The sequence below is a fragment of the Reichenbachiella sp. genome (assembly GCF_965233835.1).
Taxonomy (GTDB): Bacteria; Bacteroidota; Bacteroidia; order Cytophagales; family Cyclobacteriaceae; genus Reichenbachiella.
Genome location: NZ_OZ247585.1, coordinates 1,290,485 through 1,316,443 on the forward strand (window position 1 = coordinate 1,290,485; position 25,959 = coordinate 1,316,443).

General features: G+C 39.1%; 24 protein-coding genes. 12 read left to right on the forward strand and 12 right to left on the reverse strand.

Going from position 1 to position 25,959, the window contains the following annotated elements; all coding sequences use genetic code 11:
- Positions 1-103: 103 nt before the first annotated feature.
- Both ACO6S2_RS05555 and ACO6S2_RS05560 read left to right on the forward strand, forming a co-directional pair.
- Positions 104-724: a hypothetical protein gene (locus ACO6S2_RS05555; RefSeq protein ID WP_422361524.1), complete on the forward strand. Its 621-nt coding sequence runs from the start codon at positions 104-106 to the stop codon at positions 722-724.
- Between the two features lie 57 nt (positions 725-781).
- Positions 782-1,549 (forward strand): methyltransferase domain-containing protein, encoded by a 768-nt coding sequence (locus tag ACO6S2_RS05560; protein WP_422361525.1) that lies wholly within the window; start codon positions 782-784, stop codon positions 1,547-1,549.
- On the opposite strand, the gene ACO6S2_RS05565 is transcribed toward ACO6S2_RS05560, so the two are convergent.
- The 5 genes from ACO6S2_RS05565 to ACO6S2_RS05585 are packed head-to-tail and all read right to left on the reverse strand — an operon-like array spanning position 1,546 to position 6,880.
- Positions 1,546-2,517 carry a glycosyltransferase family 2 protein gene (locus ACO6S2_RS05565; RefSeq protein ID WP_422361526.1) on the reverse strand — a complete coding sequence of 324 codons (972 nt, stop codon included), beginning with the start codon at positions 2,515-2,517 and terminating at the stop codon, positions 1,546-1,548. The genes ACO6S2_RS05560 and ACO6S2_RS05565 overlap by 4 nt on opposite strands.
- Positions 2,517-3,056, reverse strand: coding sequence for a DUF4199 domain-containing protein (locus ACO6S2_RS05570; protein ID WP_422361527.1), 540 nt, complete (start codon positions 3,054-3,056; stop codon positions 2,517-2,519). Before ACO6S2_RS05570 ends, ACO6S2_RS05565 begins: the two co-directional genes overlap by 1 nt.
- A 58-nt stretch (positions 3,057-3,114) precedes the next feature.
- On the reverse strand, positions 3,115-3,633 hold the full coding sequence (locus ACO6S2_RS05575) for a DUF4199 domain-containing protein (protein ID WP_422361528.1): 519 nt from the start codon (positions 3,631-3,633) through the stop codon (positions 3,115-3,117).
- A gap of 5 nt (positions 3,634-3,638) precedes the next feature.
- Positions 3,639-4,901, reverse strand: coding sequence for a dihydroorotase (locus ACO6S2_RS05580; protein WP_422361529.1), 1,263 nt, complete (start codon positions 4,899-4,901; stop codon positions 3,639-3,641).
- Entirely contained in the window at positions 4,901-6,880 is a 1,980-nt protein-coding gene (locus ACO6S2_RS05585; RefSeq protein ID WP_422361530.1) for a BatA domain-containing protein, read from the reverse strand. The genes ACO6S2_RS05580 and ACO6S2_RS05585 overlap by 1 nt, the downstream gene beginning before the upstream one ends.
- 539 nt (positions 6,881-7,419) lie before the next feature.
- On the opposite strand from ACO6S2_RS05585, the gene ACO6S2_RS05590 reads away from it, so the two are divergent.
- From ACO6S2_RS05590 to bshC, 5 genes are all read left to right on the forward strand, one after another.
- Entirely contained in the window at positions 7,420-8,670 is a 1,251-nt protein-coding gene (locus ACO6S2_RS05590; protein WP_422361531.1) for an efflux RND transporter periplasmic adaptor subunit, read from the forward strand.
- Between the two features lie 38 nt (positions 8,671-8,708).
- On the forward strand, positions 8,709-9,422 hold the full coding sequence (locus tag ACO6S2_RS05595) for an ABC transporter ATP-binding protein (RefSeq protein WP_422361532.1): 714 nt from the start codon (positions 8,709-8,711) through the stop codon (positions 9,420-9,422).
- Between the two features lie 150 nt (positions 9,423-9,572).
- Positions 9,573-10,949 carry a TolC family protein gene (locus ACO6S2_RS05600; RefSeq protein WP_422361533.1) on the forward strand — a complete coding sequence of 459 codons (1,377 nt, stop codon included), beginning with the start codon at positions 9,573-9,575 and terminating at the stop codon, positions 10,947-10,949.
- Positions 10,950-11,112: 163 nt separating this feature from the next.
- Positions 11,113-12,429 carry a 30S ribosomal protein S12 methylthiotransferase RimO gene (gene rimO, locus ACO6S2_RS05605; protein WP_422361534.1) on the forward strand — a complete coding sequence of 439 codons (1,317 nt, stop codon included), beginning with the start codon at positions 11,113-11,115 and terminating at the stop codon, positions 12,427-12,429.
- Positions 12,430-12,520: 91 nt separating this feature from the next.
- Entirely contained in the window at positions 12,521-14,080 is a 1,560-nt protein-coding gene (bshC, locus tag ACO6S2_RS05610) for a bacillithiol biosynthesis cysteine-adding enzyme BshC (protein WP_422361535.1), read from the forward strand.
- A 41-nt stretch (positions 14,081-14,121) separates the two neighbouring features.
- Here bshC and ACO6S2_RS05615 read toward each other — a convergent pair whose 3' ends face one another.
- The 4 genes from ACO6S2_RS05615 to ACO6S2_RS05630 all read right to left on the reverse strand — a co-directional run bounded on the left by ACO6S2_RS05615 (position 14,122) and on the right by ACO6S2_RS05630 (position 18,390).
- Positions 14,122-14,913 (reverse strand): substrate-binding periplasmic protein, encoded by a 792-nt coding sequence (locus ACO6S2_RS05615; RefSeq protein WP_422361536.1) that lies wholly within the window; start codon positions 14,911-14,913, stop codon positions 14,122-14,124.
- Between the two features lie 8 nt (positions 14,914-14,921).
- Positions 14,922-15,596, reverse strand: coding sequence for a hypothetical protein (locus tag ACO6S2_RS05620; protein ID WP_422361537.1), 675 nt, complete (start codon positions 15,594-15,596; stop codon positions 14,922-14,924).
- A 139-nt stretch (positions 15,597-15,735) separates the two neighbouring features.
- A complete protein-coding gene (typA, locus tag ACO6S2_RS05625) occupies positions 15,736-17,514 on the reverse strand; it encodes a translational GTPase TypA (RefSeq protein ID WP_422361538.1) in 1,779 nt (592 codons plus the stop codon).
- A gap of 84 nt (positions 17,515-17,598) precedes the next feature.
- The gene (locus ACO6S2_RS05630; protein ID WP_422361539.1) at positions 17,599-18,390 is read right to left on the reverse strand and encodes a hypothetical protein; all 792 of its coding nucleotides are present in this window, start codon (positions 18,388-18,390) and stop codon (positions 17,599-17,601) included.
- Positions 18,391-18,605: 215 nt separating this feature from the next.
- Between ACO6S2_RS05630 and ACO6S2_RS05635 the strand changes: the two genes are divergently transcribed.
- Positions 18,606-19,358, forward strand: a complete 753-nt coding sequence (locus tag ACO6S2_RS05635; RefSeq protein WP_422361540.1) for a pirin family protein — start codon at positions 18,606-18,608, stop codon at positions 19,356-19,358.
- Positions 19,359-19,416: 58 nt separating this feature from the next.
- Here ACO6S2_RS05635 and ACO6S2_RS05640 read toward each other — a convergent pair whose 3' ends face one another.
- Together ACO6S2_RS05640 and ACO6S2_RS05645 are read right to left on the reverse strand one after the other, a co-directional pair.
- The gene (locus ACO6S2_RS05640) at positions 19,417-20,331 is read right to left on the reverse strand and encodes a DUF3078 domain-containing protein (protein WP_422361541.1); all 915 of its coding nucleotides are present in this window, start codon (positions 20,329-20,331) and stop codon (positions 19,417-19,419) included.
- A gap of 78 nt (positions 20,332-20,409) precedes the next feature.
- Complete coding sequence (locus tag ACO6S2_RS05645) at positions 20,410-22,095, reverse strand: AMP-binding protein (RefSeq protein WP_422361542.1); 1,686 nt, start codon at positions 22,093-22,095, stop codon at positions 20,410-20,412.
- 872 nt (positions 22,096-22,967) lie between these two features.
- Here ACO6S2_RS05645 and ACO6S2_RS05650 point away from each other — a divergent pair.
- The 4 genes from ACO6S2_RS05650 to frr all read left to right on the forward strand — a co-directional run bounded on the left by ACO6S2_RS05650 (position 22,968) and on the right by frr (position 25,381).
- On the forward strand, positions 22,968-23,432 hold the full coding sequence (locus tag ACO6S2_RS05650) for an Lrp/AsnC ligand binding domain-containing protein (protein WP_318173085.1): 465 nt from the start codon (positions 22,968-22,970) through the stop codon (positions 23,430-23,432).
- Between the two features lie 62 nt (positions 23,433-23,494).
- Complete coding sequence (locus ACO6S2_RS05655; RefSeq protein WP_422361543.1) at positions 23,495-23,989, forward strand: biotin/lipoyl-containing protein; 495 nt, start codon at positions 23,495-23,497, stop codon at positions 23,987-23,989.
- A 68-nt stretch (positions 23,990-24,057) separates the two neighbouring features.
- Positions 24,058-24,762: a UMP kinase gene (gene pyrH, locus ACO6S2_RS05660; protein ID WP_422361544.1), complete on the forward strand. Its 705-nt coding sequence runs from the start codon at positions 24,058-24,060 to the stop codon at positions 24,760-24,762.
- Between the two features lie 58 nt (positions 24,763-24,820).
- A complete protein-coding gene (frr, locus tag ACO6S2_RS05665) occupies positions 24,821-25,381 on the forward strand; it encodes a ribosome recycling factor (protein ID WP_422361545.1) in 561 nt (186 codons plus the stop codon).
- On the opposite strand, the gene nadD is transcribed toward frr, so the two are convergent.
- Positions 25,382-25,954, reverse strand: a complete 573-nt coding sequence (gene nadD / locus ACO6S2_RS05670) for a nicotinate (nicotinamide) nucleotide adenylyltransferase (RefSeq protein WP_422361546.1) — start codon at positions 25,952-25,954, stop codon at positions 25,382-25,384.
- Between the last annotated feature and the right edge of the window lie 5 nt (positions 25,955-25,959).

A 25,959-nucleotide genomic window follows, 5' to 3' on the forward strand; every position in this document is an offset into this window, starting at 1 on the left:
ATTTCAATACACTGGATATGAATAGTTTGAAATCGAAAAGAACAGAAAGCAGTTTCAGTATTATTTCGTAGTTTACTGGCTGAAACTGTTACTATTAAATAATATGTCTTCCGAAAAGAAAACAACTGCCGTCTCCAGCATCCTACTTATTGTCGTGTCAATAACCATTTTGCATTTGGTCAATATGGCTCACAATGAATTGACCATTGATTTGGCGATGGCACCAGTGAAGAATCTGTCAGATGCACGTCACTTAATCGTGAATGGAAATTATAACCGTGCGATTCAAGAATTGGACGATGCCATGATGAAGATGCGGGTGATAGAACAGTATACGGACAGTTCATCCATTGCCCATTTGGAACGAGCGGTCGAAGACTTGGAGTTAGTAGAAAAGGAGATGCGAATTGACGATCTTCAGGAAGATGATTTAAACAAAGCCTTCTTTAATGCACTGAATTCGATTGCTTATGCCTGCATGACTATTTCCGAAAACAATCTAGACAAAGGCGAAAAATACAAGGCTATGCAGTTCATGAATGCGACTTTCGCTGAAATGATTGCCTCATTAAAATTTGTAAATAATGAGCAGTTGAAGCATAAGGAAGAGAAAGTAATTGCTCATGTGAGAGAGATTTTGGACAAAATGGAATCTTCAAAATATACCTTCAAATTTGACTATGACGCAGTCAATCATGAACTGGAAGAGTTGATAGAAAAGTAAACGAATCCTTCCCATCTTCAAGGCGAGCGTTATATTTGCGGCTTAATCCGGAATGCTTTGAAGAAAATCATCAGTTTTGTTGTTCGCCATATCCCGCGGAAATATCTACAGCTTTTTAGCCATGTAGCCCTTAAGATAGTGGCAGTTTTTTACAGAGGCAGTAAAGTGGAGTGCCCAGTCTGTGATAGCCACTTTTCTAAGTTTGTGCCTTATGGTAGAGTGGCTAGAGCCAATGCGCTTTGTCCAAACTGCTTGGCGTTGGAACGTCATAGATTGATGTGGCTGTACCTCAAACAAAAAACGACCTTCTTCCAGCCAGGGCAAGATGTTCTGCATATAGCTCCAGAAATTTGTTTTATCAAGAGGTTCGAAGAGATACACGGTGATCAATATATCACAGCCGATCTGGAATCACCATTGGCTAAAGTGAAAATGGATATTCATGAGATGCCATTTGAAGACAATCGATTCGATGTAGCCTTTTGTAATCACGTGATGGAACATGTGGCTGATGATATCCAATCTATGAAAGAAATCCACAGAGTGCTAAAACCAGGTGGTTGGGCTATCATCCAAATTCCAATCTTTCATCCCGTTCCTGATGTGACTTTTGAGGACGATACGGTTACTGATCCAAAAGAACGGGATAGACTATTCGGACAAGACGACCACGTAAGACTATACGGTAAAGACTATCCAGATCGATTGAGAAAGGCTGGATTTACTGTGGTGGAGGATGATTTTGTAAACACACTATCTGCAGAAGATCAAGCTCGATTTGCATTACCAAAAGATGAGGTGATTCATCTTTGTAAGAAAGATTAATTTTTCAAACCGACCTTTTCGCTAATCAAGTAATCATTCTTTCGAGTAGAAGATTGTGTCATCATTTCGCCGATGAATCCGGCTAAGAATAACTGGACGCCAATGATCACTGCCACAAGTGCCAAGAAGAACAGGGGCTGATCCACCACATCGCGCGCGGGATAGCCCATTTGAATTTCGTAGATTTTTCGTCCTATAATCCAAAAAGTGATAAGTGTACCAAAGAAAAAGGACAGTGTGCCAAAAGATCCAAAAAAGTGCATCGGTCGTTTTTTGAATTTGGATACAAAGGAGATAGACAATAGATCAAGGAATCCAAAAATAAATCTTTCCAGACCAAACTTGGTTTCTCCGTACTTGCGTGCTTGATGTTGCACGACGCGCTCACCGATTTTGGCAAAGCCTTGCCCTTTGGCTAAGAATGGAATATAACGGTGCATTTCACCATAGACATCAATCGACTTGACCACATCTAGTCTGTAGGCTTTCAGCCCACAGTTGAAATCGTGCAACTTGATCCCTGAAAACTTCCTGGCCACAAAGTTGAAAAACTTTGATGGGATGGTTTTCATGATCGGATCATAGCGTTTTCTCTTCCATCCAGAGACCAGATCATAACCCTCTTTGGTGATTTGATCATAAAGGCCGGGTATTTCATCTGGGCTGTCCTGAAGGTCAGCGTCCATAGTGATTACCACATCACCCTTGGCATTTTTAAAACCGGTGTTTAGGGCAGCGGATTTTCCGTAGTTTCGATTGAATTTGATGCCCTTGACATGAGCATCTTTTTCTGCTAATTCACTAATAATTTCCCAGGAACTATCCGTACTTCCATCGTCCACAAAAAGGATTTCATATTGAAATCCTTTTTGTTCCATTACTTTGCCTATCCAGGCATGTAGTTCTGGTAATGATTCTTCCTCGTTGAGAAGGGGTATAACAACGGATATATCCAGCGATTCAGCCATTATTCAAATTCGGGTCTTTTCTTTTTAATAATTGCTCCACAAATTAAACCAATTATAGCGGCCCCCAAAGGCCAAGCCCAGCTGTCTTTTAGAATTCCTCCTGTTGAGAATTTTCCATCCATGTCCTTCTCGACTTTTTCTAGTTCTCTATCAATATCTTCAGCAGGTGCGCCAAAAGTTTCCATCAAAGATTCTGTGTTTTCAAGAACGTGCTCAGTTAGAATTTCCGGTAATTCTGGGTCGATAATATTAAAGAGAACTATAGAAAATACTCCATTCAACATGGCTCCAATAAGTCCAGCGATGAAAAGAAATTTGAAGGCATCTCCAAAGGAGATGTATCCTTCCATATGATCATTTCTATATTTTTTTCCTATGTAGGAGTATAAAAATAAAGAAAGCGCAAATGACAAGAAGAAGTAAGTGAGACTAGCCATGTAACTTACATCAATTACATAAGTTATCATGCCGATGATAATACTGATTAGCCCAACAATAAGTCCGCCTTTGATGGCTTCTGAGCTTGCGTGAGATTCCATTTGGTAATAGTTTAAGGTTAAATAAAATAAAGCCGATCAAAATGTCAGCCGAGTCTAGTTATTTTTTTGGTTGCTTTTTTAATACCGTCGACAGAACACTTGTTAGTAAAAAACCAATGCCTGCTTTTTTGACCAAGCTATCCGCAGCTAAGTCTAATGAAGTTGTTTTACTCACCTCATCGTACGAAGATTGATAGCTTTCAGCTCCCATTTCTTCCGTTAGTAGGTCTTTGTTTTCTTTTATTACATTCAAACTTTCAGTAATGTAAGATTCCAGCATATCAGGATCTGCAAATTGCAAGGCAATCCACAAAAAAACCGAATATATAAGGGCAATACTGCCGTAAATAAAGAAGCCTACGGTCATTCCCTGCCAAAACTCCATCAAACCCTGATTGAAAGTGTCACGAAACTCTTTGATTCCAAAAAAGATGAAAACCGGAATGATGAAAAAGTCGAAAACTCTCATTTCCATAAGGGGGTTGGAGCCTGTCCAATGAAGTACAAAAAACATAGCTATGTTGATACCAGCGCCAATAAGTCCGAATTTAAGCGGGACTTTAAATAATGGTTTCATGTAGATTATTCGAAAGTTTGAAATTGATTTTCGTTGATGACGGCCATTACTTTTCCGGTCAATTCTTGATTGTAGAAAGGTGTGTTTCTCGATCGAGATTGGTTGGTCTCATCATTTAGCACCCATTTGGCTTTTGGATCAAAAAGCGTAAGGTTGGCCACTTGCTTTTCGTCAATGCTGGTCGAATCTAGCTTCAGAATAGACCTTGGGTTTGAGGTCACCTTTTCAATCCAAACTGCTGGCTCTAGTTCTTTACCCAAAGATAGTAGGGACGGAAGCATGGTTTGCAATCCCGAAATGCCAAACCCAGCCAAGTCAAACTCTAATTTCTTGTTTTCCTCATCCTGCGGAGTATGCGCAGTGACGATCACATCGATCACCCCCTCCTGGAGACCTTTAAGGAGCGCTTTTCTGTCGTTTTCAGTTCGAAGTGGAGGGTTGATTTTGAAATTGGAATCATAGCTCATCAGATCGTCATCTGTATGGATCAGATGATGAATGCTCACGTCGCAAGTCACTTGATAACCTTTCTTTTTTGCTTTTTTGATCAGCTTCACACTCTCCTTTGATGAGATGTTCGAGAAGTGAATTTTTCCGCCCGCATATTCTAGCAGGTCGAGATCTCTCTTGATGATCAAATGTTCGGCCAAAGTGGGCATGCCTTTGAGTCCCAAGACCGTACTCACTGTGCCTTCATTCATAGAGCCAAATCTAGTGAGTAGTTGATCTTCAGGTTGACTGATTAACAGACCATCAATTTTCTGCAAGTAGATCAACGACTTCAGCATCATGTCAGTGTGCCAAATGGGCCTTTCACCATCGGTGAAGGCAATGGCTCCTGCTGCATGGAGATCAAGCATTTCAGTGAGATCTTCTCCTTTGGTGTCTAGCGTAACGGCTGCAGTAGGGTAGATGTCTGTCAAATATGGTTTTGATTTAGATAAAACATATTCTACGTGTCCTTTGGTTTGAACGACTGGCTCTGTATTTGGGATAGTGACTACTCCTGTGAAACCACCTTGAGTAGCCGTAGCTGCGCCACTGGCCAGGTCTTCTTTGTGTTCATTGCCTGGATCATTAAAGTTGACTTTCATGTCAAACCACCCGGGAGTCAGAAGCATGCCCTTAGCCTCTATGACTGTGTCTGCACGGTGTTCTTTTTTATCGATGGCAACAATTTTTCCATCTTTGATATGAATATTGACTACTTTATTATGATGAGGAGAGTGAGGGTCGAGGATTTTGGCTTCTCTGAGGAGTATATTCATTATAAAAATCTTAGTAGCACACTTTCAGCAAAAAGAAATATCAAGGACAAAATTAAAGCATATTTCCATAATTCCCGTTGGTGATATTTTTCTTTCATCATTTTGGAAAATGAGGCCGCATCTTGTGGTTGATAGAGGTTTAAGTGTTTGACACTAGATAATCTGGCTTCGATCTCTTCGATAGGTAGGGTGGTTAGGTTTGATTCATTTTTTGAATGATTAAAAGCTATCGTGGTAAACAGCTGCTCTCCTAATGTCAGGTCATAAAAACCCGGTGTCAATAAGTATTTAGGCATATCTAATACTAGCTCATTGGCACTCAAACGTTGAGACGGGATGAGTTCTGTGGCTTCTTTTTTCAATTTGTATAATTGTCCATTTGGAATACTATCAACCGCCAGGGCGATATTGGTTTGATCTACACTAAACGCTAGAGCTGGGCTATTGGTACTGCTCAGTTCAGCTATTCTTTGCATTACAGGCACAAACAGGGCATGTTGATGAAAGTTGGTGAAGGGGGCTTCTAGCGGTCCTGCAAATACGTAAAGTTTCCCTTTTTGAAACAGGTGACTAAGGAAGGGTTGTCCGGTTTTAGTTTTTAGCAGTTGAATGTCATTGGTTCTCCATTTGTACTTTGAAGATACTTCTGGCATCTGAGTATCATTACTTATGGACTCAAAAATGTTTTCAAAGAATGGGTTCTTAAGGTCAGGGATAGAAAGTAGCACTTTGGAAGCAGAGGAGTCTCTTACAATATTTGTAGCTGCTAATTGATAAGAGAGAGTACTCTCGTTTGGGATAAAAACAACAGTTCTCCCTTCTGTAAGGTGTTTTTCTATTTGTGCTTTCAAACCGTTTTCTAAAGTTTGAAGACCATTGATTACCACAAGGTCTGCACGTTCTAAAGTTGGGTAAGAAATGTTTTCTGATTGGTAGCTTACAAAGTTGAACAGATCATTGTTCTTGTAGACTTTACTGATTGGACTGTTGTCTTGGCTAGACACCTCTACAATATTGATCTGCGCCGCTTGGTTTAGGGTAAAATAATAATCGTTGTCGAATGTGATAGGGAAATCTTCGAAACTGATATGGCACCTGTTGATTTTATTTAGTCGGCCTGAAAGCTCAAAGGTAACTGTCTCACTTGCATTTGCTTCAATATCGATACTTGTTGTAGCACTCTGTTGGTCATTGATAAAAAATTTGACTTGTAAATCATTGACCAAAGGCCCCTGATTTTTGAGTCTTACTTGTAGACTGTTCTTCTGATTGGGAAGCAAAAACGGATTGATCATAAAAACGGTATCCACCGAAATGTTTCGTTTTTCAGGGGTCGTTACAGTTACCAAGTGATACTGATTGATTGAATCTTGATTAGCATCAAAAGCACCAGAGGTAGATTGTTGGAAGTCAGTGAGGATGAATATGTCCTTCGGTTCGGCAGGGTCGTTTGATAATATTTTGGCAAAGACCTCTTTCCCACTTCTGGCGAGATTTGAGAATTCAATTTCTGTTAAGCGTTCAAGTGTTTTTGCCTTTGATTGACTAATGCTACTGCCAGGTAGGAAGTCATTAGTGAAAAGGTTGAACTGAGTTTCTTGAGGGTACAGGCCGACAATTTCTTGTGCAACACCGATAAGCTCATTAAATCCACTTATATCATTTTCTGTCAAATTGGACATACTGTTAGAATTGTCCAGATAGATTTGTACAGATCTGCTTTGTAGTCCGATTTCAGACCCAGGGATAAAGGGTTGTGCGAAGGTGATGACAAGAAAGAAGACAAAAAGCAGTCTGCAAAGCAAAATGAGTAAATGCCGCAATCGAAGGTTAGAAGAACTTTTCTTCTTAATGCTTTCTAAAAACCGGACATTGGAAAAACTGACCTTTTTGGCTTTTCTAAAATTGAATAGGTGAACAATAATTGGAATAGCAAGTGCGGCAAACCCCCACAAAAAGATCGGATAAGTAAAGTTCATTGGAGACAAATCTATATTAAAATTTGTTGGCCTATGGAATTAATAAGTGTCAAAATATCAATTCTGTGACGTACACGTTTTTTGCCTAATAAGGTTAGTTTATTCTGAACTTACAAAATGCAAAAATGGTTGATTTGGTAGATTGAGGACTATTTATTTGTATATAACGGTAAAATAGGGAATTACTTAACAGAGTATTTTTTTTTGAACAATAGAGTATTTATATTCGTGTTGTTGTTGTGGATTAAGATTTGATTAGTCCTTTTTATTTTGAGTTTTTGACCTTGGGGTTCAGGAGGAGTCTTGAACCCTTTTTTTGTGCCTATTTTTGAAGGTATCCCTTCCTCACTTTTATTATTTCTTTCTAAATCCGGTTTAACTAAAAAGTGGTCAAAAACGAACACCTATTGTTTCATACCTGAACAAGTTTGGTCAATTTCACGACAGTGTAAAAATCATAACTATCTGAAAAACAGATCAATAGTATTATGGCACTCTTCTTGGCATACCCTGATCGAACTTGAAATTATAATAAACTAATGGATAAGAAGATTAAAAAGAAAAAATGGACAGTAGGGAAGATATCATCCATTTCCTTCGGAGCACTATTTGTCTCTTTTGTATTATACAACTTCATCTTTGCAGATAAGGGATCTAAGCTCAATGTATCTGCGGAGAAAATCAATGTTTCGGATGTGGTGAAGGGACAATTTAGAGAATTTATACCGGTAGATGGAAATGTGATGCCTATCAAAACCATTAGACTAGATGCTATTGAAGGCGGGAACGTAGAGAGAAAATATCTTGAAGGAGGAGAAATGGTTTCCAAGGGTGATACTATTCTTAAGTTAGCCAATAACAACCTGGTGCAGAACTTTGTTCGTGAGGAAACTCAGACCTATAGACTGGTGAATGAGTTGGCCAATACAAAACTCAACCTTGAGCGAAACAAATTCGAGCTAAAGAGAAGGCTGACAGCATTGGATTATGATATAGACGCCGCTAAGGATGCTTACGAAAGAGGTGCCAAACTTCGTGATGAAAAAGTAATCTCTGAGCAGGAATATTTGAATTTGAAGCGTGCTTATGACCGTTTGGTGACAAACAGAAAAATTGAAGTGGAATCGCAGGCTTTTGATCAAAAAGCTACTGAGGCACAAATCCGACAGACTACTCAAACGTTGGAGCGTACGCGCAGAAATCTAGAAATGATCAAGGGCAATTTGGATAACTTGTTTATCAAAGCACCTATCTCTGGGAGTTTATCTTCGGTAAATGTGGAAATTGGAGAATCAATTATGCCAGGTCAGAATATTGGACAGATTGATGACTTGGACGCTTTCAAAGTAAGAGCGACTATCGATGAGCATTATATTGCCAGGATTTATGAAGGTCTGGAAGGTACATTCGATTTTGCAGGACAAACTCATCAACTCAAAATTTATAAAATATACCCCGAGGTTATCAATGGTTTGTTTTCTGTGGATTTGAAATTTGAAAATGAACTGCCTGAAGATATCAGGAGAGGGCAAACCCTTCAGATTAAGCTACAATTGAGCGAAAATATTGAAGCAGTCCAAATCCCAAGAGGAAGCTTCTATCAGACAACAGGTGGAAACTGGATTTTTGTAGTGGACGAATCAGGTTCGTTTGCAACCAGAAGAAACATCAGATTGGGTCGTCAGAATCCGAGATTCTACGAAGTAATCGAAGGATTGCAACCTGGAGAAAAAGTTGTTGTCTCTTCTTATGACGGTTACGAAGACAAAGACCGACTGGTATTTAAATAATCAATTAAAAGAACTAAAACATACTAAACAATATTCAAATGGAAAACGCGAATACGCTACTCAAAACGGACGGATTAAAGAAATTCTATTACACTGACGAAATTGAAACCACTGCATTAGCAGGAGTAAATCTTCAGGTGAAAGAAGGAGAATTCGTTGCCATCATGGGCCCGTCAGGTTGTGGTAAATCTACTTTGCTAAACATTGTCGGACTTTTAGACAATCCTTCTGAGGGAGAATTTTATTTCAGAGATGAAGAGATTTCTGACTATAGCGAAAGACAAAGAGCTGATCTTAGAAAAGCCAACATTGGATTTGTATTCCAAAGTTTTAACCTGATCGACGAACTCACAGTATTCGAAAACATTGAATTGCCACTGATCTACTTAAAGTATTCAGCTTCTGAGCGTAAGAAAAGAGTAGAAGAAGTGATGGAGCATATGAAAATCATGCACAGAAGAAACCATTTTCCTCAGCAACTATCTGGTGGACAGCAACAAAGAGTTGCGATCTCAAGAGCGGTGGTTGCTCAGCCTAAGTTGATACTTGCCGATGAGCCTACAGGTAACTTGGATTCAGCCAATGGTCAGGAAGTGATGACACTTTTGAGCGATTTGAATGAGCAAGGCACTACTGTAGTGATGGTAACTCACTCACCAGTAGATGCTGAATATGCTGATAGAGTAATTCACTTGTTTGATGGTCAAATCGTATCAGAGAACGTGAATGCTAAAGACAAGGCATTAGTATAATATAATTACCAATTACAACTGCTCTATAAGATAGTCGGTGTTCTGCTCAAATCAGGACACCGGCTGGCTTACTACGGCCAAACCTCAGGGACAAAACTCAAACTCAACTGCCCCAAGGCAATACTCAAAGACTTGAAAACTTGAAATGAAATGAAGACAGGAATAGTGAAAAGGATGGTTTTTTTAATGGTGCTGGTAGCACTTGGTGCACAGGTGATTGCGCAAAACCAGGACTCTACGGAAGTCAGAAATTCAACGGAGAAAAAAATTCTGACGTTGGATGACTGTATAGCCATAGCAATGAAGAACAATATTCAGCTTAAACAAACGAGAAACAATGCGCATATTGCCAAGGCGAATAATTTCCAGTCCATTATGAATTTTTTACCAAATGTCAACGGTTTTGGAAATTTCAGCTTAAACAATGGTACAAGCTTTAACAGTAACATAGGTCAGTTTGCAACGGGATCTAATGAAAGCAGCTTTCTAAACGTATCAGCGAATTTGGTGCTCTTTAATGGGCTGAATAATATTTATAATAAGAAGGCAACTTCGAAAACACTCGAATCAAATGTTAATTTGATTAAAGCACAAGAGCAAACAGTACAGGCTTCAGTGTTGGGGTCCTATCTGGCGGTAGTTTTGGATAAAGAGAATATCAAAATATCTCAAGCTCGTATTGACTTGCTATCCCAACAGCTTGAAAGAGAAAAGAAAAGACATTCTGTGGGCGTCGGAAACCTGGAGCAGGTTTACAACTTTCAATCACAATTGGCGAACGAAAACTTGAGGTTAGTAAACTTGCAAAATCAATTATTGACGGATCAATTGACTCTCTTGCAGATATTGCAAATCGAAGTATCAAGAGAATATGAGGTGGCTCCATATCAGTTTGAACAAGATGAAAGTGTCATGGAGAAAGAAAAGTACATAGAAGTGTTGGAAGAAAGTCGTGCATATTCCCCCTCATTAAAAAGTGCAATGGCTAACGCGGATGCCGCTCATTACAATTTTAAAAGAACCCAAACCTCAATGGTGCCTACTGTTAGTTTGATTGGAAACTACTCGACTCAATATTCTTCACTCTTAAAAGATAACTCAGATCAGGTTATTCCGATTGGTGAGCAGTATGAGAATCTAACAAATAAAGGCCTTGAATTAAGATTGACGGTTCCAATTTTCAACAACTATCGAAACAAAACAAATACCCAAGTTTCTAAAATAAATAAAGAGAACGCTGAGTTGCAGCTTGATCAGGCAGAGCTGGATGTGACGAATACTGTCCAAAGAGTTTATTTGGATCTGATCAATGCACAAGAAACTTACGAAGCTGCTGAAGACAACTTGGTGGCTTTGAATCAGTCATTTGAATTTGTGAAAACAAGATATGAACATGGCAATACAGATTTCTATACCTATCTCGAAAGCCTGAACAATAAAAACAGAGCAGAGATTGAATTAGTGAATGCTAAGTACAGTATCATATTCAGAAAAAAAATCCTCGACGTTTACAGAGGTTTATTATAAAGGTTAAAACTCAAAACTCCAACTCCAAACCGTCTCGAAAGAGGCGGTTTTTTTGTTTAAATCAACCCAAATAGGGTTTCGAACCCTGTTAGGGTTTCTGCCTTGCTTCACCTAATTTTGCAGTCGCTCGCCGAATGGCGGCATTCAATTAAATCCCAAGGCATTGAAGACTAAAGGCAGGAAAAAGGAGAAAGTAAATGTGGTGACGCTGGGGTGCGCCAAAAATTTGGTGGATTCGGAAGTGATACTCACTCAACTCAAAGGCAATAATATAGATGCCGTACATGAGTCTCAGAAAAATGATGCGACTACGGTAATTGTAAATACCTGTGGATTTATTGAAAACGCCAAACAAGAATCTATAGATACCATCCTCAAATTTGTGGATGCCAAGCAAGAAGGACATATCGAGAAATTATATGTGACCGGCTGCCTGTCTCATAGATACAAAGACGATTTAGCCAAAGAAATACCTGATGTAGATGAGTATTTCGGTACCACAGATCTCAAATCGATTCTAGCTAAGTTCAAGGCAGATTACAAGCATGAGCTAATTGGCGAAAGGCAAATTACCACTGACAATCATTACGCCTATTTAAAGATAGCTGAAGGCTGTGATCGACCTTGTTCATTTTGCGCCATTCCATTGATGAGAGGAAAGCATGTCTCTCGACCTATTGAGGAGTTGGTAACAGAGGCGAAAAACCTGGTAAAAAATGGAGTAAAGGAGATTCTGTTGATTGCTCAGGATTCCACTTATTATGGCTTGGATTTATATAAGAAAAGAAATTTAGCCGAATTGCTTGAGAAACTTTCCGAAGTAGAGGGGCTGGATTGGATCCGCCTACATTATGCCTTTCCTACTGGCTTTCCTGAGGATATTCTGCAAGTAATGGCCGAAAAGAAAAATATTTGTAGCTATCTGGATATTCCACTGCAGCACGGATCTTCTAAAGTACTAAAGCTTATGCGCAGAGGTACTGATCGAGAAAAGACGACCAAACTGCTAAAGAAGATCAGAGAACAAATTCCTGGCATAGCCATTCGCACAACGATGATTGTGGGGCACCCGGGAGAGACCGAAGAGGATTTTCAAGAGTTAATGGATTTTGTTGAGGAAAGCAGATTCGATCGATTGGGTGTATTTGCTTATTCTCACGAAGAAGATACGCATGCAGGTACCATGAATGATGATGTGCCTGAAGAAGTGAAAAACGAACGCGTGGATGCTTTGATGGAACTTCAAGAAGGTATTTCTTTGGAAATAAACGAAGGAAAAGTAGGCAAGATTTACAAAACATTAATCGATCGAAAGGATGGTGAGTATTTCGTTGGTCGCACAGAGTTTGATTCTCCTGAAGTTGATAATGAAGTTTTAATCAACGCCAAAGATCATTACTTGCGAGTTGGCGATTTTGCTAATATCAAAATTACAGCCGCAGAGCCGTTCGACCTGTATGGTGAACCAATCGTTGAATAATTGAAGGGTTTTAAACCAATTCAGCATCTTATTTGAAGTCTGTGCGTAAACCCATGCATCTTTTTTATATTTAGAAAAACCTTATCAAAGCATGCAGGTAGAAAAAATTGATCTACGCGATACCCAATCCTTCTCAAATTTCTTTTTGGATTATTTAGACAACAAAGAAGAGCTAAAAAAATTTCATGGTCTTCGACCTGAGATGAGCTGTTTTGAGAAGCAAATCAGCAAAAAACAATATGCTGATGAAAATCGACAAGTGCTTTGTCAGGTATTGAACGAGCAGTATAAAAAAGTAAACCAATCACCTGCAGTCACGGCCAACCTGGCTAGCTTAAAACAATCAAACACCTACACCATCACCACCGGGCACCAGCTCAATATTTTTACCGGCCCGCTCTATTTTATTTACAAGATTGCGACTGTTGTAAATGCTTGTAAAACACTCAAGAAAAAATACCCTACTTACAATTTTGTGCCGGTTTACTGGATGGCCTCAGAGGACCATGACTTTGATGAAATTTCATATTTCAATCTTTTTGGTAAAAAATATGAATGGCAAACTGATCAAACAGGAGCCGTTGGACGGTTTAGAAATGAAGGGTTAAAAGAACTGCTAGAATCATTACCCGAAAAGGCGCCAATATTTGAGAAAGCCTATCTGGAAAATGAAAACCTGGCAGATGCAGTTCGATGCTACGTAAATGATCTGTTTGCGGATGAAGGGGTAGTAGTGATTGATGCGGATCAGTCAGCACTTAAAAAGTTATTTTCCCCGATCATCAAGGATGAATTACTTCATGGTAGATCCAATGATTTGGTAGAGACGACTAATAGTGAATTGGAGGCAGCTGGTTATTCTCCCCAAATTTATTCTCGTGAAATTAACTTTTTTTACTTACAGGAGAATAGTAGAGCGCGAATCATAAAAGAAGGAAGTAGCTATCAAGTAAAGAACACCTCTTTGAAGTTTTCAGAAGCTGAAATACTTTCTGAGTTAGAAAATCATCCAAAGCGATTCAGCCCAAATGTGGTGATGAGACCGTTGTACCAAGAAGTGATCCTTCCCAATTTGGCCTACGTGGGTGGCCCAGCAGAAATGATCTATTGGCTGCAGTTGCCGAAGGTATTTGATCAGTATGAAACAGCTTTCCCTATTCTTTTGCCTAGAAATTTTGCCCTATACATCAACAAAGGTTTTCAAAAGAAACTGGAAAAATTTGAACTCTCCTCGAACGACATTTTCCGAAATGTTGAAGATTTGAGAGCCGATTATTTGGCCAAGCATGGCGAAAATGAAATGAGCCTCAATGGCGAAGTAGATGATTTGAAAGAGGTGTATGATCTACTCATCAAAAAGGCAGAGACCATCGATGCTTCATTAAAAGGCTTTATTGCAGCCGAACACGCCAAAGCAGCCAAGGGATTGGATAACATTGCCAAAAGGCTCAAAAAGTCTGAGGAGCAAAAGCATGAGACGGCTTTGAATCAGATCGGAGCTTTAAAAGATAAATTGTTTCCTTCTGGAGGCCTTCAGGAGCGTCATGATAATTTCCTTAATTTCTACTTGAACAATCCAAATTTCGTTAAGGAGGTTTTAGATTCATTGGATGCATTTGATTTGAGAATGCACGTGCTCAAACAGGCATAAAAAAAGCAACTCTTTAAGAGTTGCTTTCAGATTTCGTTTTCTTATTTCAATTCGAGTAGCCAATAGGGGTTTTCAAACCACTTTTCTTCCATTAAGACTAGAACACCAGTAGCTTCCAGCGATTCGATAAAGTTATCCATCATATTGATGAATAGGGCGTCGTCATAAGGCAAGGCAATACCGATAGGTTCTATAGTGAGCGGCCTGTCTAAGACTACCATCCCCTTGTCAGGGTATCTTAACATCGCGTAGGCGCATGTAGGATAGTCGGCCACCATTACATCTGATTCGTCCGTAATGATTTTTTGAATGGCACTTTCATAGTTTTGAACTAATTCCACTTTTACATGTTCCATGTAGTTTTCAACGAACTTTTCACTGGTAGATCCATCTAATGTTATCACACGAAGGTCAGCACCAATATCTTGCGGGTTGGTGGCATTGATCAGTGTCTTTTCATTTGTTAAAATGGATTTACCAGAAATCATATAGGGTCCTACAAATGCTACCTCTAGATTTCTTCTTGGTGTAATGGTCATGCCTGATATCACCAAATCTACTTTGCCCTCTTTGAGGTTTGGCAGTAGTTCAGCAAATGACATCTCAACAAATTCAAGCTTCAGCTCCATTGAAGTAGCTATGAGATTGCCTAGGTCAACATCAAATCCGATCAACTGATCATTTTTATTCTTCATAGAGAAGGGAGGCTGATTGCCTGTCAGGCCAACGCGGAGGGTGCCACTGTCTATTATTTTTGCAAGTCTGTTTTGTGCAGCAAGGTCACTCGATAGGAGAACAATGACTGCTACAAATAAGATTTTTATAGTCTTCATAGGTGTTTCTAGTTAATTATATTTCTTTTTTTAAGGTCGATTATAAGTTGCTTGGCATAAATACGGGCTGCCTTTCGCATGTCAGATGTTTCAGTGATTTTTGATTGTCCTACCCAAATATTGGCCTCTTCTGCTTTTGTTTTTCCAGAAATGTCAAATGCTTTTGTTTCCACTAGGTCTACTACGTTGGTGGAATAATAACCTGGATCGGACCAACCATAACCATATCCTCCGTAATACATATTGTACCCGTAGTTGTAGTTATAATAATTGTACATGCCATAGCCTCTGTATCCTCCGTAGTAGGTAGTGCCTTGATGGTATTGAGTTTCTTGTGTTCGGTCAGTTACGCTTGACATAAGTACCAGGTCGAACGATTCGTTTTTTAAAATTCTCTCTAAATCTTCCTGTGAAGAGGGTTGATAGGTGGGAGGAAAAACGGACATGCCATGTACAGCTACATAACCTTCAGCCTCAAAAGCTTTTACAATTTCTTCCTCAAAACTAGTTCGCGTGTTTAATCGCTTAAACATTCCAATAACCACTACTTTCTTGAATTTGTGCTCTTGAAATGAAGGACTTTGCCAAGAGGTGAAGCTCGGAGCACAGCCATGAAATGAAAGTACAATAGGAATAATTAAAAGTAATACTCTCTTTGAGAGTGTGTTTAGTTTAGATTGCATGAATTGACTTTAAGTCTGAGGTATTATTTAACTAAAATAACAATTTGACTGACAATTAGCTACTAAACCGTGTGAAGCCTTTGTAAACGAAAACGGCAACTCATTTGAGTTGCCGTTTTCTATGTTTTGTTATGTTAACTTAAGCCTTAAAATCAATTTTCCTCATCCTAAGCGATACTGGAGTAATCTCAGCATACTCATCTTTACCGATGTATTCTAGTGCTTCCTCCAATGAGAATTTTTTTGCTGGAATAATTTTAGCATTATTATCTGTTCCTGAAGTTCTCATGTTGGTCAACTTCTTGCCTTTTTGGATGTTGATAGCCAAATCATTCGCTCTTGAGTGCTCTCCGATTACTTGACCAATGTAAAGGTCCTCTCCTGGATCAACGAAGAAAATTCCTCTGTCCTGAAGCTTGTCGATGGAGTAAGCAGTACCTGGGCCAGTCTCCATTGATACCAAAGAACCGTTTAGTCTACCAGGAATATCACCTTTGTATGGCTCGTATCCATTGAATCGGTGTGTCATCACAGCTTCTCCTGCCGTAGCAGTCAATACTTGGTTTCTTAATCCAATCAATCCCCTGGCTGGGATGTTGAATTCCAAATGCTGTACGTCGCCTTTAGGCTCCATGATTGTTAACTCGCCTTTTCTCTTGGTTACTAATTCGATTGCCTTACCTGAAGTTTCTTCTGGTACATCGATAACCAAATGCTCTACTGGCTCACACTTTACGCCGTCTATTTCTTTGTATATCACTTGAGGCTGGCCTACTTGTAGCTCGTAGCCTTCTCTTCTCATGGTTTCGATCAATACAGACAAATGCAGTACACCGCGACCATAAACTAAGAATTTGTCCTCAGTGTCAGTTTCTTCAACACGAAGGGCCAAGTTTTTCTCAGTCTCTTTCATCAATCGGTCTCTCAAGTGACGAGAAGTCACAAATTTTCCTTCTTTACCGAAGAATGGTGAGTTATTGATCGTGAAGAGCATATTCATGGTAGGCTCATCTACACCTACTCTTTCTAATGGCTCTGGGTTTTCAAAGTCAGTAATTGTGTCACCAATTTCGAAATCATCAATTCCAGTTACGGCACAAATATCTCCGCATTCCACTTTTTCAACACTTCTTTTGCCAAGCCCTTCGAATACATGCAGTTCTTTTATTCTTACACGTTTAACGGTGCCATCCTTCTTAGTCAGACCAAGGCTTTCTCCTACGGAAATAGACCCTTGGTGGATTCTACCAATTGCAATTCTTCCTGTAAATGAAGAGAAGTCCAATGAAGTAATCTTCATTCTTAGCACACCTTCTTTTTTCTCAGGAGCTGGGATAGCTTCTAGAATAGTATCTAATAATGGATCGATAGAACCAGTTTCGTTTTTCCAGTCATGACTCATCCAGCCATTTTTAGAAGAACCATAGAGCGTTTGAAAATCTAATTGTACTTCAGTAGCCTCAAGGTTGAACATCAAGTCAAATACCTCTTCATGCACTTCGTCAGGACGACAGTTTTCTTTATCCACTTTGTTGACCACTACGATAGGAGTCAGGCCAAGGGATAGGGCTTTGCCCAATACAAATCTTGTTTGAGGCATAGCGCCTTCAAATGCATCCACCAAAAGAATTACACCATCAGCCATACTTAACACTCGCTCAACTTCTCCACCGAAATCGGCGTGACCAGGAGTATCAATGATATTGATTTTAGTTCCCTTGTAGTTTACAGATACGTTTTTTGAAAGAATCGTGATGCCACGTTCTCTTTCAAGATCATTTGAATCCAGGATCAATTCATTATTGTCTTGGGCTCTTTTTGCATCATTAGCTTGTGCGGCGTAAATGATCTTGTCGACCAAGGTAGTTTTGCCGTGGTCAACGTGGGCTATTATAGCAACATTTCTTATTTCTGTCATCCTTCTAAAAATTAAAGCGCAAAATTACGTCTAATTAATGAGAAGAACAGGGCTTGAAAGATTAATTCACTATTAAATGGTTGGTTATAGTTCTTCTAGTTCACTGTCTATTGAGTCAGCTGTTACTGGACTAATCACTTTATTTTTCATAATTGGGGAAGTTGGTGCTGCCGATGGTGCTGAACTCGAGTCTGAATCTGGCGAATCTCCAGTGTTTTCTGTTTGCTCTTCGGTGGCAGTTTTGGTTGCGAAATTTTGGGGATTACCAACGCTGACATTCCAGTAAGGATCTCTTAGATCGTAGTATTTGTTGTTGTATTGCGTCAGCATGATCTTTACTGCATAGTTGAGCCTGTTTAGTGCGTCAATTTGATAATCTTTTCGATTCATTGGATGAAAGATGAAGAATTTGATCACAGGAAAGGCTTTTTTTCGCAAGTCTCCTAAAATGGAAGTTATGCGAATTTCTCCTGCATCGTTCTCAGCCTGCATACGGTCGAGTGCTTCTTTGCAGAATTGAGCCAGACCATTTAGCAGATCGAAGTACGGCCAAATGTCTCCATTTTGCTCTTTCTTCATGTCCGAAACATAGTCTTCGCAGAATACTTTTAGGATGTTGAGCTGTGGAATGCATAGAGCCGGTTGTGTATAAACATTAGGCTGCCATAGTATTTCCCGAAAAGTGAAAATAGATGGCAATAACTCTGTGTCGTAATTTTCCTCTTTTTTCAGGTTAAGTATGTCTTCTGATTTGAGTTTTGAAATCGTAATGTTACCAGCTACAAGCTCATAGATCCATTGCTCGCCTTCTTTGGCAGTTTTTGGTTGAGGAGCCAACTCCATAAATTCCCAAATCTCATTCAGATCTATTTTCATACACTTAAATTATCAACGATGAAGCGCTCAAACAAATATATCCTAAAGGAGCTTAAATAACCTAATATACGATTTTGAGTGATTGGAGGAGAATGGAAAGGCTTATTGATGAGTTCAATACTTAATATAAGTATCAAAATTCGTTCATACTAAGGTTAAATTATTTGTAATCACAATATATGTAACAACATATAAAATATTACGTTAAGCTTCACATGAGTGTAGAGATTATAAGCAAACATCATCAAGCTCAAGGAGCATTTGATTTTGGCAGGATAAGAGAGAATAAGCCCATTGGATTCCCTCATGAGCCCGGAGGAGCCAATTCTATGTCCAATCTATTTTATTGGGCCCATGCATGGTCTGATACTGGAGGGTTGATTGATACTCACCCGCATCAGGGTTTTGAAATTATGTCGTATGTAATTGGCGGCAAGATTTCACACTATGACACTAAGTATGATAGGTGGTTGGATCTGGATACTGGCGATGCACAAGTGATACGCGCTGGAAATGGGATTTCTCATGCTGAAAAAGTACTTCCTGGTGGTGAATTTTTTCAGATATGGTTTGATCCGGATTTGACCAAGTCCTTGAAGAAGGAGGCGTCTTACTCAGATATCAAGGCTGCAGATTTCCCAACGGTAAAAACCGACAATGGAACTGTTAAAACTATTGTGGGTGAGGGGTCTCCAATGAAAATAGATACGGAGAGAGTTTCGATAATGGAGATTTCGGATATATCTGGAAGTTGGTCAATGGATCTGGATAAAGATTCTATCTATACTGTATATGTGTTAAATGGAGAGGGTCAAATTGCTGATGGTTCTGTAGTTCCTAATGATTTTTTCGTACTAAAGGATGAATCACATTTGAATATTGATTTTTCTACCAGCGCAAAGTTATTCATTATACAGTCACCGGCTGAAGTTTCTTATAGGACGTACGCCGAGGGGCAGACGTTCTAACTTAAAAAAATGGTATTTGACAATTGTCAAATACCATTTTTTTAAGTACTTCTTGGTTTTAGCCTCTGGATCCGCCAAACTGAACAGCAAGCCCTAAACTAATAATGTTTTTGAATTGCCATTTTTCCGTTTCTGTTGATAAAATATTATCGCCATTTGAGTCGACATCGTAAAATTTAATATCATAATCATAGATAATTTGATTGTAGATATTGGCTGATAACCAGCTATTCACTTTGAGGTTGAGTATGTTTTCCCAGTTCACGTCTATTTTATCCGGATTTTCTATATAGTCGGAGAATAGCAGTAGATTGGAAGTAAACTGCACATTTTCAAAAATCTCTTTGTTATAACTAGCCTTCAGACTAGCTCCCAACTCGGCTCGAAACTTTTCTCCTGGGTCAACCCCAAAGGCACCTGCTGCCGAAAGTGAATCATCCTGAACGAAGGTGAACTTTCCGGTTATAGGACTCACAGTTAAATTAAAATTTTCGTTTGGGCGCCAGTCAATACCGACAGAGGTCATAAGATAGCCCGGAGCCATAAACTTAGATATTGGTTTGTTTTGATTTGGATCCTTTTCAGGGTCATATCCTTCAATAAACTGAGTTCTGAAATCTGCAGTCACATTATAAAACCATTTATTATTGTTGCTATGTAGTTTTTTGCCAAAACTTGATGTAAGCACCAATCTATCATCAGCTTTTTGTTGCTCAGATCTTGCTTCTTTGATCCAGCCTAAACCCATATCGATCGTGTTTTGCCAGAGAATATCGTCTTTTTGATAGTCAGCGATATAATTAAAATACACGGAGCCAGCCACGGTATTTCCACCACCAGCCGCCCAGTTGGTGAGTGTGGCTTGTGAAAAATTGATTCCGAATTTGCCGCCTTTGTTCCAGTAGGTGGTGTCTGTTTGTGCTAGCAATGCTGATGGCAGGGACAGTAGAATAATAAGAAAGTAGGGCTTCATAAAGTTGAGATTATTTATGTGTGATAAGATTCAAGAAACAAAAATATAATAAAGTACGAATTCGATTTTGCCTTTGTGTTAATCATATGTGTTCACCTTGGCATCTTGTTCTTTGAGTATTCTTCTCAAAATCTTACCAACGTTGGACTTTGGCAACTCTGAAGTAAACTCAACATGCTTGGGACATTTATAACCTGTTAAGATTTCATGCGCATGTGCTTGGACTTCTTCCACAGTAAGCGACTGATCCTTTTTGACAATGAAAACTTTTACCGCTTCAGTGGATTTCTTGTCGGGTACACCAATGGCACCAACTTCCAAGACTTTTTCGTGCCGGGCTATGGCATCTTCGATTTCATTAGGGTAAACATTAAAACCTGATACAAGGATCATTTCCTTTTTTCTATCTACGATTCGGATAAATCCGTCACCATCTATTGTGGCTATGTCTCCAGTTTTAAACCATTCGCCATGCATCACTTGGTCTGTATCTTCTGGTCGCTGCCAGTATCCCTTCATTACTTGAGGGCCTTTGGCACAAAGCTCACCTGGTTCACCTTGCGCTACTTCGTTACCATCGTCATCCAGCATTTTGATTTCAGTGCTTGGAATAGGAAGCCCAATAGTGCCTACTCGATCAGTTCCGTCAAGCGGGTTGGTAGTAAGTACAGGGGATGTTTCTGTAAGGCCATACCCTTCGGCTAATGGAGCTCCCGTGGTTTTTAGCCACTTTTCGGCAACCACCTTCTGAACTGCCATGCCGCCTCCAAATGCTACTTTGAGTTTTGAAAAATCTAGGGCTGAGAATTTTGGCTGATTCAGTAATCCGTTGAATAAAGTATTAACTCCTGTAATCACTGAGAATTGATGTTTGCCCAATTCTTTTACAAAACCGGGCATATCACGTGGGTTAGTAATCAATACATTTTTTGCGCCAAGTTTGAACATAACAAGGCAATTGCAGGTCAAAGCAAATACATGGTACAACGGCAGTGCAGTGATTACCGTTTCTTTGCCTTCTTCAAGCATGATACTCATCCAAGCGCAGACTTGTTCGAGATTGGCAACTAAATTTCTGTGAGAAAGCATGGCACCTTTAGATACACCAGTAGTCCCCCCTGTGTACTGAAGAAATGCCAAATCGTCTCCTGATACTTCTACATGCTTAAATGACCCAGCTTGACCTAGTTCCAATGCCTTGTTGAATTTGATGGCATTGGGCAAAGAAAATGGAGGCACCATTTTTTTGATTTTTTTGACTACGAAATTTGTGATCGCTTTTTTCAGCCCACCGAGTAAATCACCTATCTCAGTGGTGATTACGGTTTCAATAGAAGTATCAGAAAGAATTTCTTCAAGATTACATGCAAAATTTTCAAGTATTATTACGGCTTTGGCTCCAGAGTCATTGAACTGATGCTTCATTTCATCCGGTGTATAAAGCGGATTTGTATTGACCACCACAAGACCACACTTTAAGGCAGCAAACATAGCAATTGGATATTGCAAGAGGTTAGGCATTTGTATGGCTATACGATCACCTTTTTCTAGACTGGTGTGGTTTTGTAGAAAAATGGCAAATTCATCTACCTTTTCATGGAGTTCACTATAGGAGAAGCATTTGCCCATGTTTTCCATGGCAGGCAAATTCTGATATTTGCTAAATCCTGTTTCAAAGAGATCAGGAAGAGATTTGTATTCATCCGGGTTTATTGTTTGAGGAACTCCCTTAGGGTAGTGTTGAAACCAAGTATGCGTCGCCATTTTGTTTTGTTAGTGCTTAAAGATTGTTCCATCTAGGAATTTAGATGAAAACATAAAAATCTTCTAAAGATGCTTAATGACGATGGAATTATCAAAAAGAGGAGGATACTTTTGATTATCAAAGGGTAGAAATGAAAAAAGTCTGGTAAACCAGACTCTTTCATTAAACAACATTAACCCAAAAATGATAGCTGTAGGAGAAGGATTCGAACCTTCACGGAGAGGTTAGTCTCAAGTTGAGATTTGTCCCAGATCCCCACCCCCGAGAGAGGAGGGCATGGCTGCCTGTTTCATCACCCTACAGTATTAAACAAAAGAACGTCTTTTTGTTTGTTTTGATAATTCAAAGGTAGTAAACCGCACTGAATGTTGAAAATTTTTCATAAAAACAGCTAAATAAATAGATTATTTTTACTTTATTGCTAGTAATATTGATGATATTGTAATTTGAATGTGTTTTAGGGTGCTGAAATTACGAAATATTCATCGTTAACGATACAGGCTTCTATATGAGGGTTCATTTGAATTTAAAAGGCTATAAATGAAAAAAGTCTGGAAAAACCAGACTCTTTCATTAAACAACATTAACCCAAAAATGATAGCTGTAGGAGAAGGATTCGAACCTCCACGGAGTAGTTAGTCGCAAGGAGCGATTTATCCCGAATCTCCACCCCCGAGATAGGAGGGCATGGCTGCCTATTTCATCACCCTACAGTATTAAACAAAAGAACGTCTTTTCGTTTGTTTTGATAATGTAAAATTAAGAAAAGCCTTGATATATTAAAAATATCACATAAAAATGGCAAAATATTTACATATTATTTAATATATTATTAATATTGTTGAATAATTAATAAAATCAGTATTGAATCATGCCGAAAAATTATGAAATTGATGATGTGGATTTGAAGATTCTTTCCCACCTCATGCTGGATGCCAAGACACCTTATACTGAAATAGCAAAAAAGGTTTATGTATCTGGAGGTACAGTCCATGTACGCATGAAAAAAATGGAAGAGTTAGGCGTTGTAAAAGGAACAACTTTGCAATTAGACTATTCGAAATTGGGCTTTGATGTGACCTGCTTCTTAGGAATTTATTTGCAAAAAAGCTCTCTGTATGACACTGTAGTGGATAAATTGAGGGAGATTCCTGAAATAGTAAAGATTCACTATACCACGGGTAACTATAATATCTTCATTAAAATCCATTGCAGGGATACCAATCACTTGAGAGAGGTATTGCATGACAAGATCCAAAAAGTTGATGGTATCGATCGTACCGAAACATTTATTTCTTTGGATGAGAGTATGAGTCGTCCGATCCAGTTGGGATAAATTTCTCCTTAGTTATTGTGGTTTGAGTCAAGGCAGTTATTTTTGGCTCAAACAGCACGATAATGAAAAAAGCCCAAATAGGAGAAAATACATTTGAAATTGATGAGCAGCAAGGAGAATACTTGTTGAATGGCGAAGCATTTGAATTTGATTTAGCCAAGTCAGAAAATGAAGATCTTCATTTTTTAGTAAACCATAAATCCTATCAAACAAAAGTCATTTCAGTAGATAGGGAAGAAAAAACTGTACAAGTCAAAGTAAACAATACACCATATACAGTCAGTGTTAAGGATAACCTTGATTTACTATTAGCAAAACTGGGAATGGAATCAGCGGGTCAGGCTGGAGCTAAAGATGTGAAAGCACCGATGCCTGGGCTCATACTCGATGTATTGGTTTCTGAAGGGCAAGAAGTAAAAAAAGGAGATCATCTTCTGATCCTCGAGGCTATGAAAATGGAAAACGTCATCAAATGCCCAGCTGATGGGGTGGTGACTGGGCTGCACGCCGAAAAAGGAGACAGTGTAGAAAAAGGTAAAATTTTACTTTCCTTATAAATACCAAGTGTCGAATTCCCTCCTATCTTTGTGAAATTTTTGTTTAACACGATAATCACAAATCACTGATGAAGTATAAAAGAATATTGTTGAAGTTGAGTGGCGAAGCCCTGATGGGAGATAAGCAATATGGTATAGATGCTACCAGACTGGAACAATATGTGAATGAAATAAAGGAGGTGAAAGACCTGGGAGTGGAGATCGCGATCGTCATCGGTGGTGGTAATATATTTAGAGGTGTACAGGCTGAAGAATCAGGTATAGATCGAGTTCAAGGTGATTATATGGGTATGTTGGCCACAGTGATCAATGCCATGGCATTGCAATCGGCCCTAGAAAAATCTGGTCTTTATACACGACTCATGTCGGGGATTAAAATCGAAGAAGTTTGCGAGCCTTTTATTAAGAGAAGAGCAGTACGCCACTTAGAGAAAGGAAGGATAGTGATTTTTGGTGCAGGTATTGGGAACCCATATTTCACCACAGATTCCACGGCAAGTTTGCGGGCCATTGAAATGGAAGCGGATGTAGTACTGAAAGGTACCAGAGTGGATGGTGTTTATTCTGCGGATCCTGAGAAGGATGCATCGGCTACAAAATTTCCAAGTATTAGTTTCCAGGATGTATATGAAAAAGGGTTGAATGTTATGGACATGACGGCATTTACACTATGCCAGGAAAACAATTTGCCAATAATTGTGTTTGACATGAATAAAAAAGGAAATTTAAAAGCAATCATTGCTGGAGATGAGGTAGGTACTTTGATCTCATAAAGTAAAGTTGTTGAAATTATTATCTTTGAAGCAATCACTGAAATAATCGAATATAGTCATGGAAGAAATTGAAATGTTTTTGGCTGAGGCCAAAGAATTAATGGATAAATCTGTTGGTCACTGCAATCACGAACTGGGGAAAATTAGGGCTGGAAAAGCTATGCCCAATATGTTGGATGGTTTGATGGTAGAATATTATGGTGCCATGACTCCGATCAATCAAGTAGCGGTAGTGAGCACTCCGGATGCTAGAACCTTGTCTGTGAAGCCATTCGAGAAAAGCATTATTGCTGACGTAGAAAAGGCAATTATTAACAGTGACCTTGGACTTAACCCTCAGAATGACGGAGAGCAGATTCGAATTAATATTCCTCCATTGACTGAGGAGAGAAGGTTAAACCTAATGAAGCAAGTAAAGGCTGAAGCGGAAAACGGAAAAATCAGTATTCGTAATGTGAGAAAGGATACAAACGATTCGTTGAAAGCATTGATCAAAGAAGGTGTCTCAGAAGACGCAGTAAAAGGTGCAGAAGGAGAGGTTCAAAAATTGACAGACAGTCATGTAGCCAAAATTGACGAGTTGGTGGTAACTAAGGAAAAAGATATTATGACGATTTAATTATTGGTAGAACTTTTTTCTAGCAATAAATTCTTCAATTTCAGTGGGCACTAGATATTTGATCGAGTGCCCATTTTTTATGTTCGATCGAATAAAAGTGGCAGAAATATCCAAAAGTGGTGCTTCTACAAAATGAATACGGTCGGTCAATTCGATTTGAGACTCCTGACCCCCAGGCCTTGGATAGACTAATAGCTCATGATGTTCTAAAATGGTTTGATAATTTTTCCATTTATGAAATGATGCCAGATTATCTCCGCCAATGATGAGTGAAAACTGCTTGTCAGGATGTTTTTCTGAGAGTATCGCTAAGGTATGCGCAGTATAATTTGGCTTAGGAAGGTTAAATTCAATATCTGTGGTTCGAAATTTTGGGTTTTCCGAGGTAGCGGCTTCTACCATGTCCAGTCTATCGAATTCGTGAAGTAGGTTTTTATTTTTCTTAAAAGGGTTCTGAGGACTTACCACAAACCAAAGTTCATCTATATGGCCGCTATCCAGCATGGTTTGGGCAATGATCATATGCCCGATATGGATAGGGTTGAATGAACCAAAAAATAAACCGACTTTCATAAGTG

Bases quoted from the DNA above. Each gene is read 5' to 3' on its own strand.
- ACO6S2_RS05555 (WP_422361524.1), top strand. From the start codon at position 104: ATGTCTTCCGAAAAGAAAACAACTGCCGTCTCCAGCATCCTACTTATT.
- ACO6S2_RS05565 (WP_422361526.1), bottom strand. From the start codon at position 2,517: ATGGCTGAATCGCTGGATATATCCGTTGTTATACCCCTTCTCAACGAG.
- ACO6S2_RS05570 (WP_422361527.1), bottom strand. From the start codon at position 3,056: ATGGAATCTCACGCAAGCTCAGAAGCCATCAAAGGCGGACTTATTGTT.
- ACO6S2_RS05575 (WP_422361528.1), bottom strand. From the start codon at position 3,633: ATGAAACCATTATTTAAAGTCCCGCTTAAATTCGGACTTATTGGCGCT.
- ACO6S2_RS05580 (WP_422361529.1), bottom strand. From the start codon at position 4,901: ATGAATATACTCCTCAGAGAAGCCAAAATCCTCGACCCTCACTCTCCT.
- ACO6S2_RS05585 (WP_422361530.1), bottom strand. From the start codon at position 6,880: ATGAACTTTACTTATCCGATCTTTTTGTGGGGGTTTGCCGCACTTGCT.
- ACO6S2_RS05590 (WP_422361531.1), top strand. From the start codon at position 7,420: ATGGATAAGAAGATTAAAAAGAAAAAATGGACAGTAGGGAAGATATCA.
- ACO6S2_RS05595 (WP_422361532.1), top strand. From the start codon at position 8,709: ATGGAAAACGCGAATACGCTACTCAAAACGGACGGATTAAAGAAATTC.
- ACO6S2_RS05600 (WP_422361533.1), top strand. From the start codon at position 9,573: ATGAAGACAGGAATAGTGAAAAGGATGGTTTTTTTAATGGTGCTGGTA.
- bshC (WP_422361535.1), top strand. From the start codon at position 12,521: ATGCAGGTAGAAAAAATTGATCTACGCGATACCCAATCCTTCTCAAAT.
- ACO6S2_RS05615 (WP_422361536.1), bottom strand. From the start codon at position 14,913: ATGAAGACTATAAAAATCTTATTTGTAGCAGTCATTGTTCTCCTATCG.
- ACO6S2_RS05620 (WP_422361537.1), bottom strand. From the start codon at position 15,596: ATGCAATCTAAACTAAACACACTCTCAAAGAGAGTATTACTTTTAATT.
- typA (WP_422361538.1), bottom strand. From the start codon at position 17,514: ATGACAGAAATAAGAAATGTTGCTATAATAGCCCACGTTGACCACGGC.
- ACO6S2_RS05630 (WP_422361539.1), bottom strand. From the start codon at position 18,390: ATGAAAATAGATCTGAATGAGATTTGGGAATTTATGGAGTTGGCTCCT.
- ACO6S2_RS05635 (WP_422361540.1), top strand. From the start codon at position 18,606: ATGAGTGTAGAGATTATAAGCAAACATCATCAAGCTCAAGGAGCATTT.
- ACO6S2_RS05640 (WP_422361541.1), bottom strand. From the start codon at position 20,331: ATGAAGCCCTACTTTCTTATTATTCTACTGTCCCTGCCATCAGCATTG.
- ACO6S2_RS05645 (WP_422361542.1), bottom strand. From the start codon at position 22,095: ATGGCGACGCATACTTGGTTTCAACACTACCCTAAGGGAGTTCCTCAA.
- ACO6S2_RS05650 (WP_318173085.1), top strand. From the start codon at position 22,968: ATGCCGAAAAATTATGAAATTGATGATGTGGATTTGAAGATTCTTTCC.
- ACO6S2_RS05655 (WP_422361543.1), top strand. From the start codon at position 23,495: ATGAAAAAAGCCCAAATAGGAGAAAATACATTTGAAATTGATGAGCAG.
- pyrH (WP_422361544.1), top strand. From the start codon at position 24,058: ATGAAGTATAAAAGAATATTGTTGAAGTTGAGTGGCGAAGCCCTGATG.
- frr (WP_422361545.1), top strand. From the start codon at position 24,821: ATGGAAGAAATTGAAATGTTTTTGGCTGAGGCCAAAGAATTAATGGAT.
- nadD (WP_422361546.1), bottom strand. From the start codon at position 25,954: ATGAAAGTCGGTTTATTTTTTGGTTCATTCAACCCTATCCATATCGGG.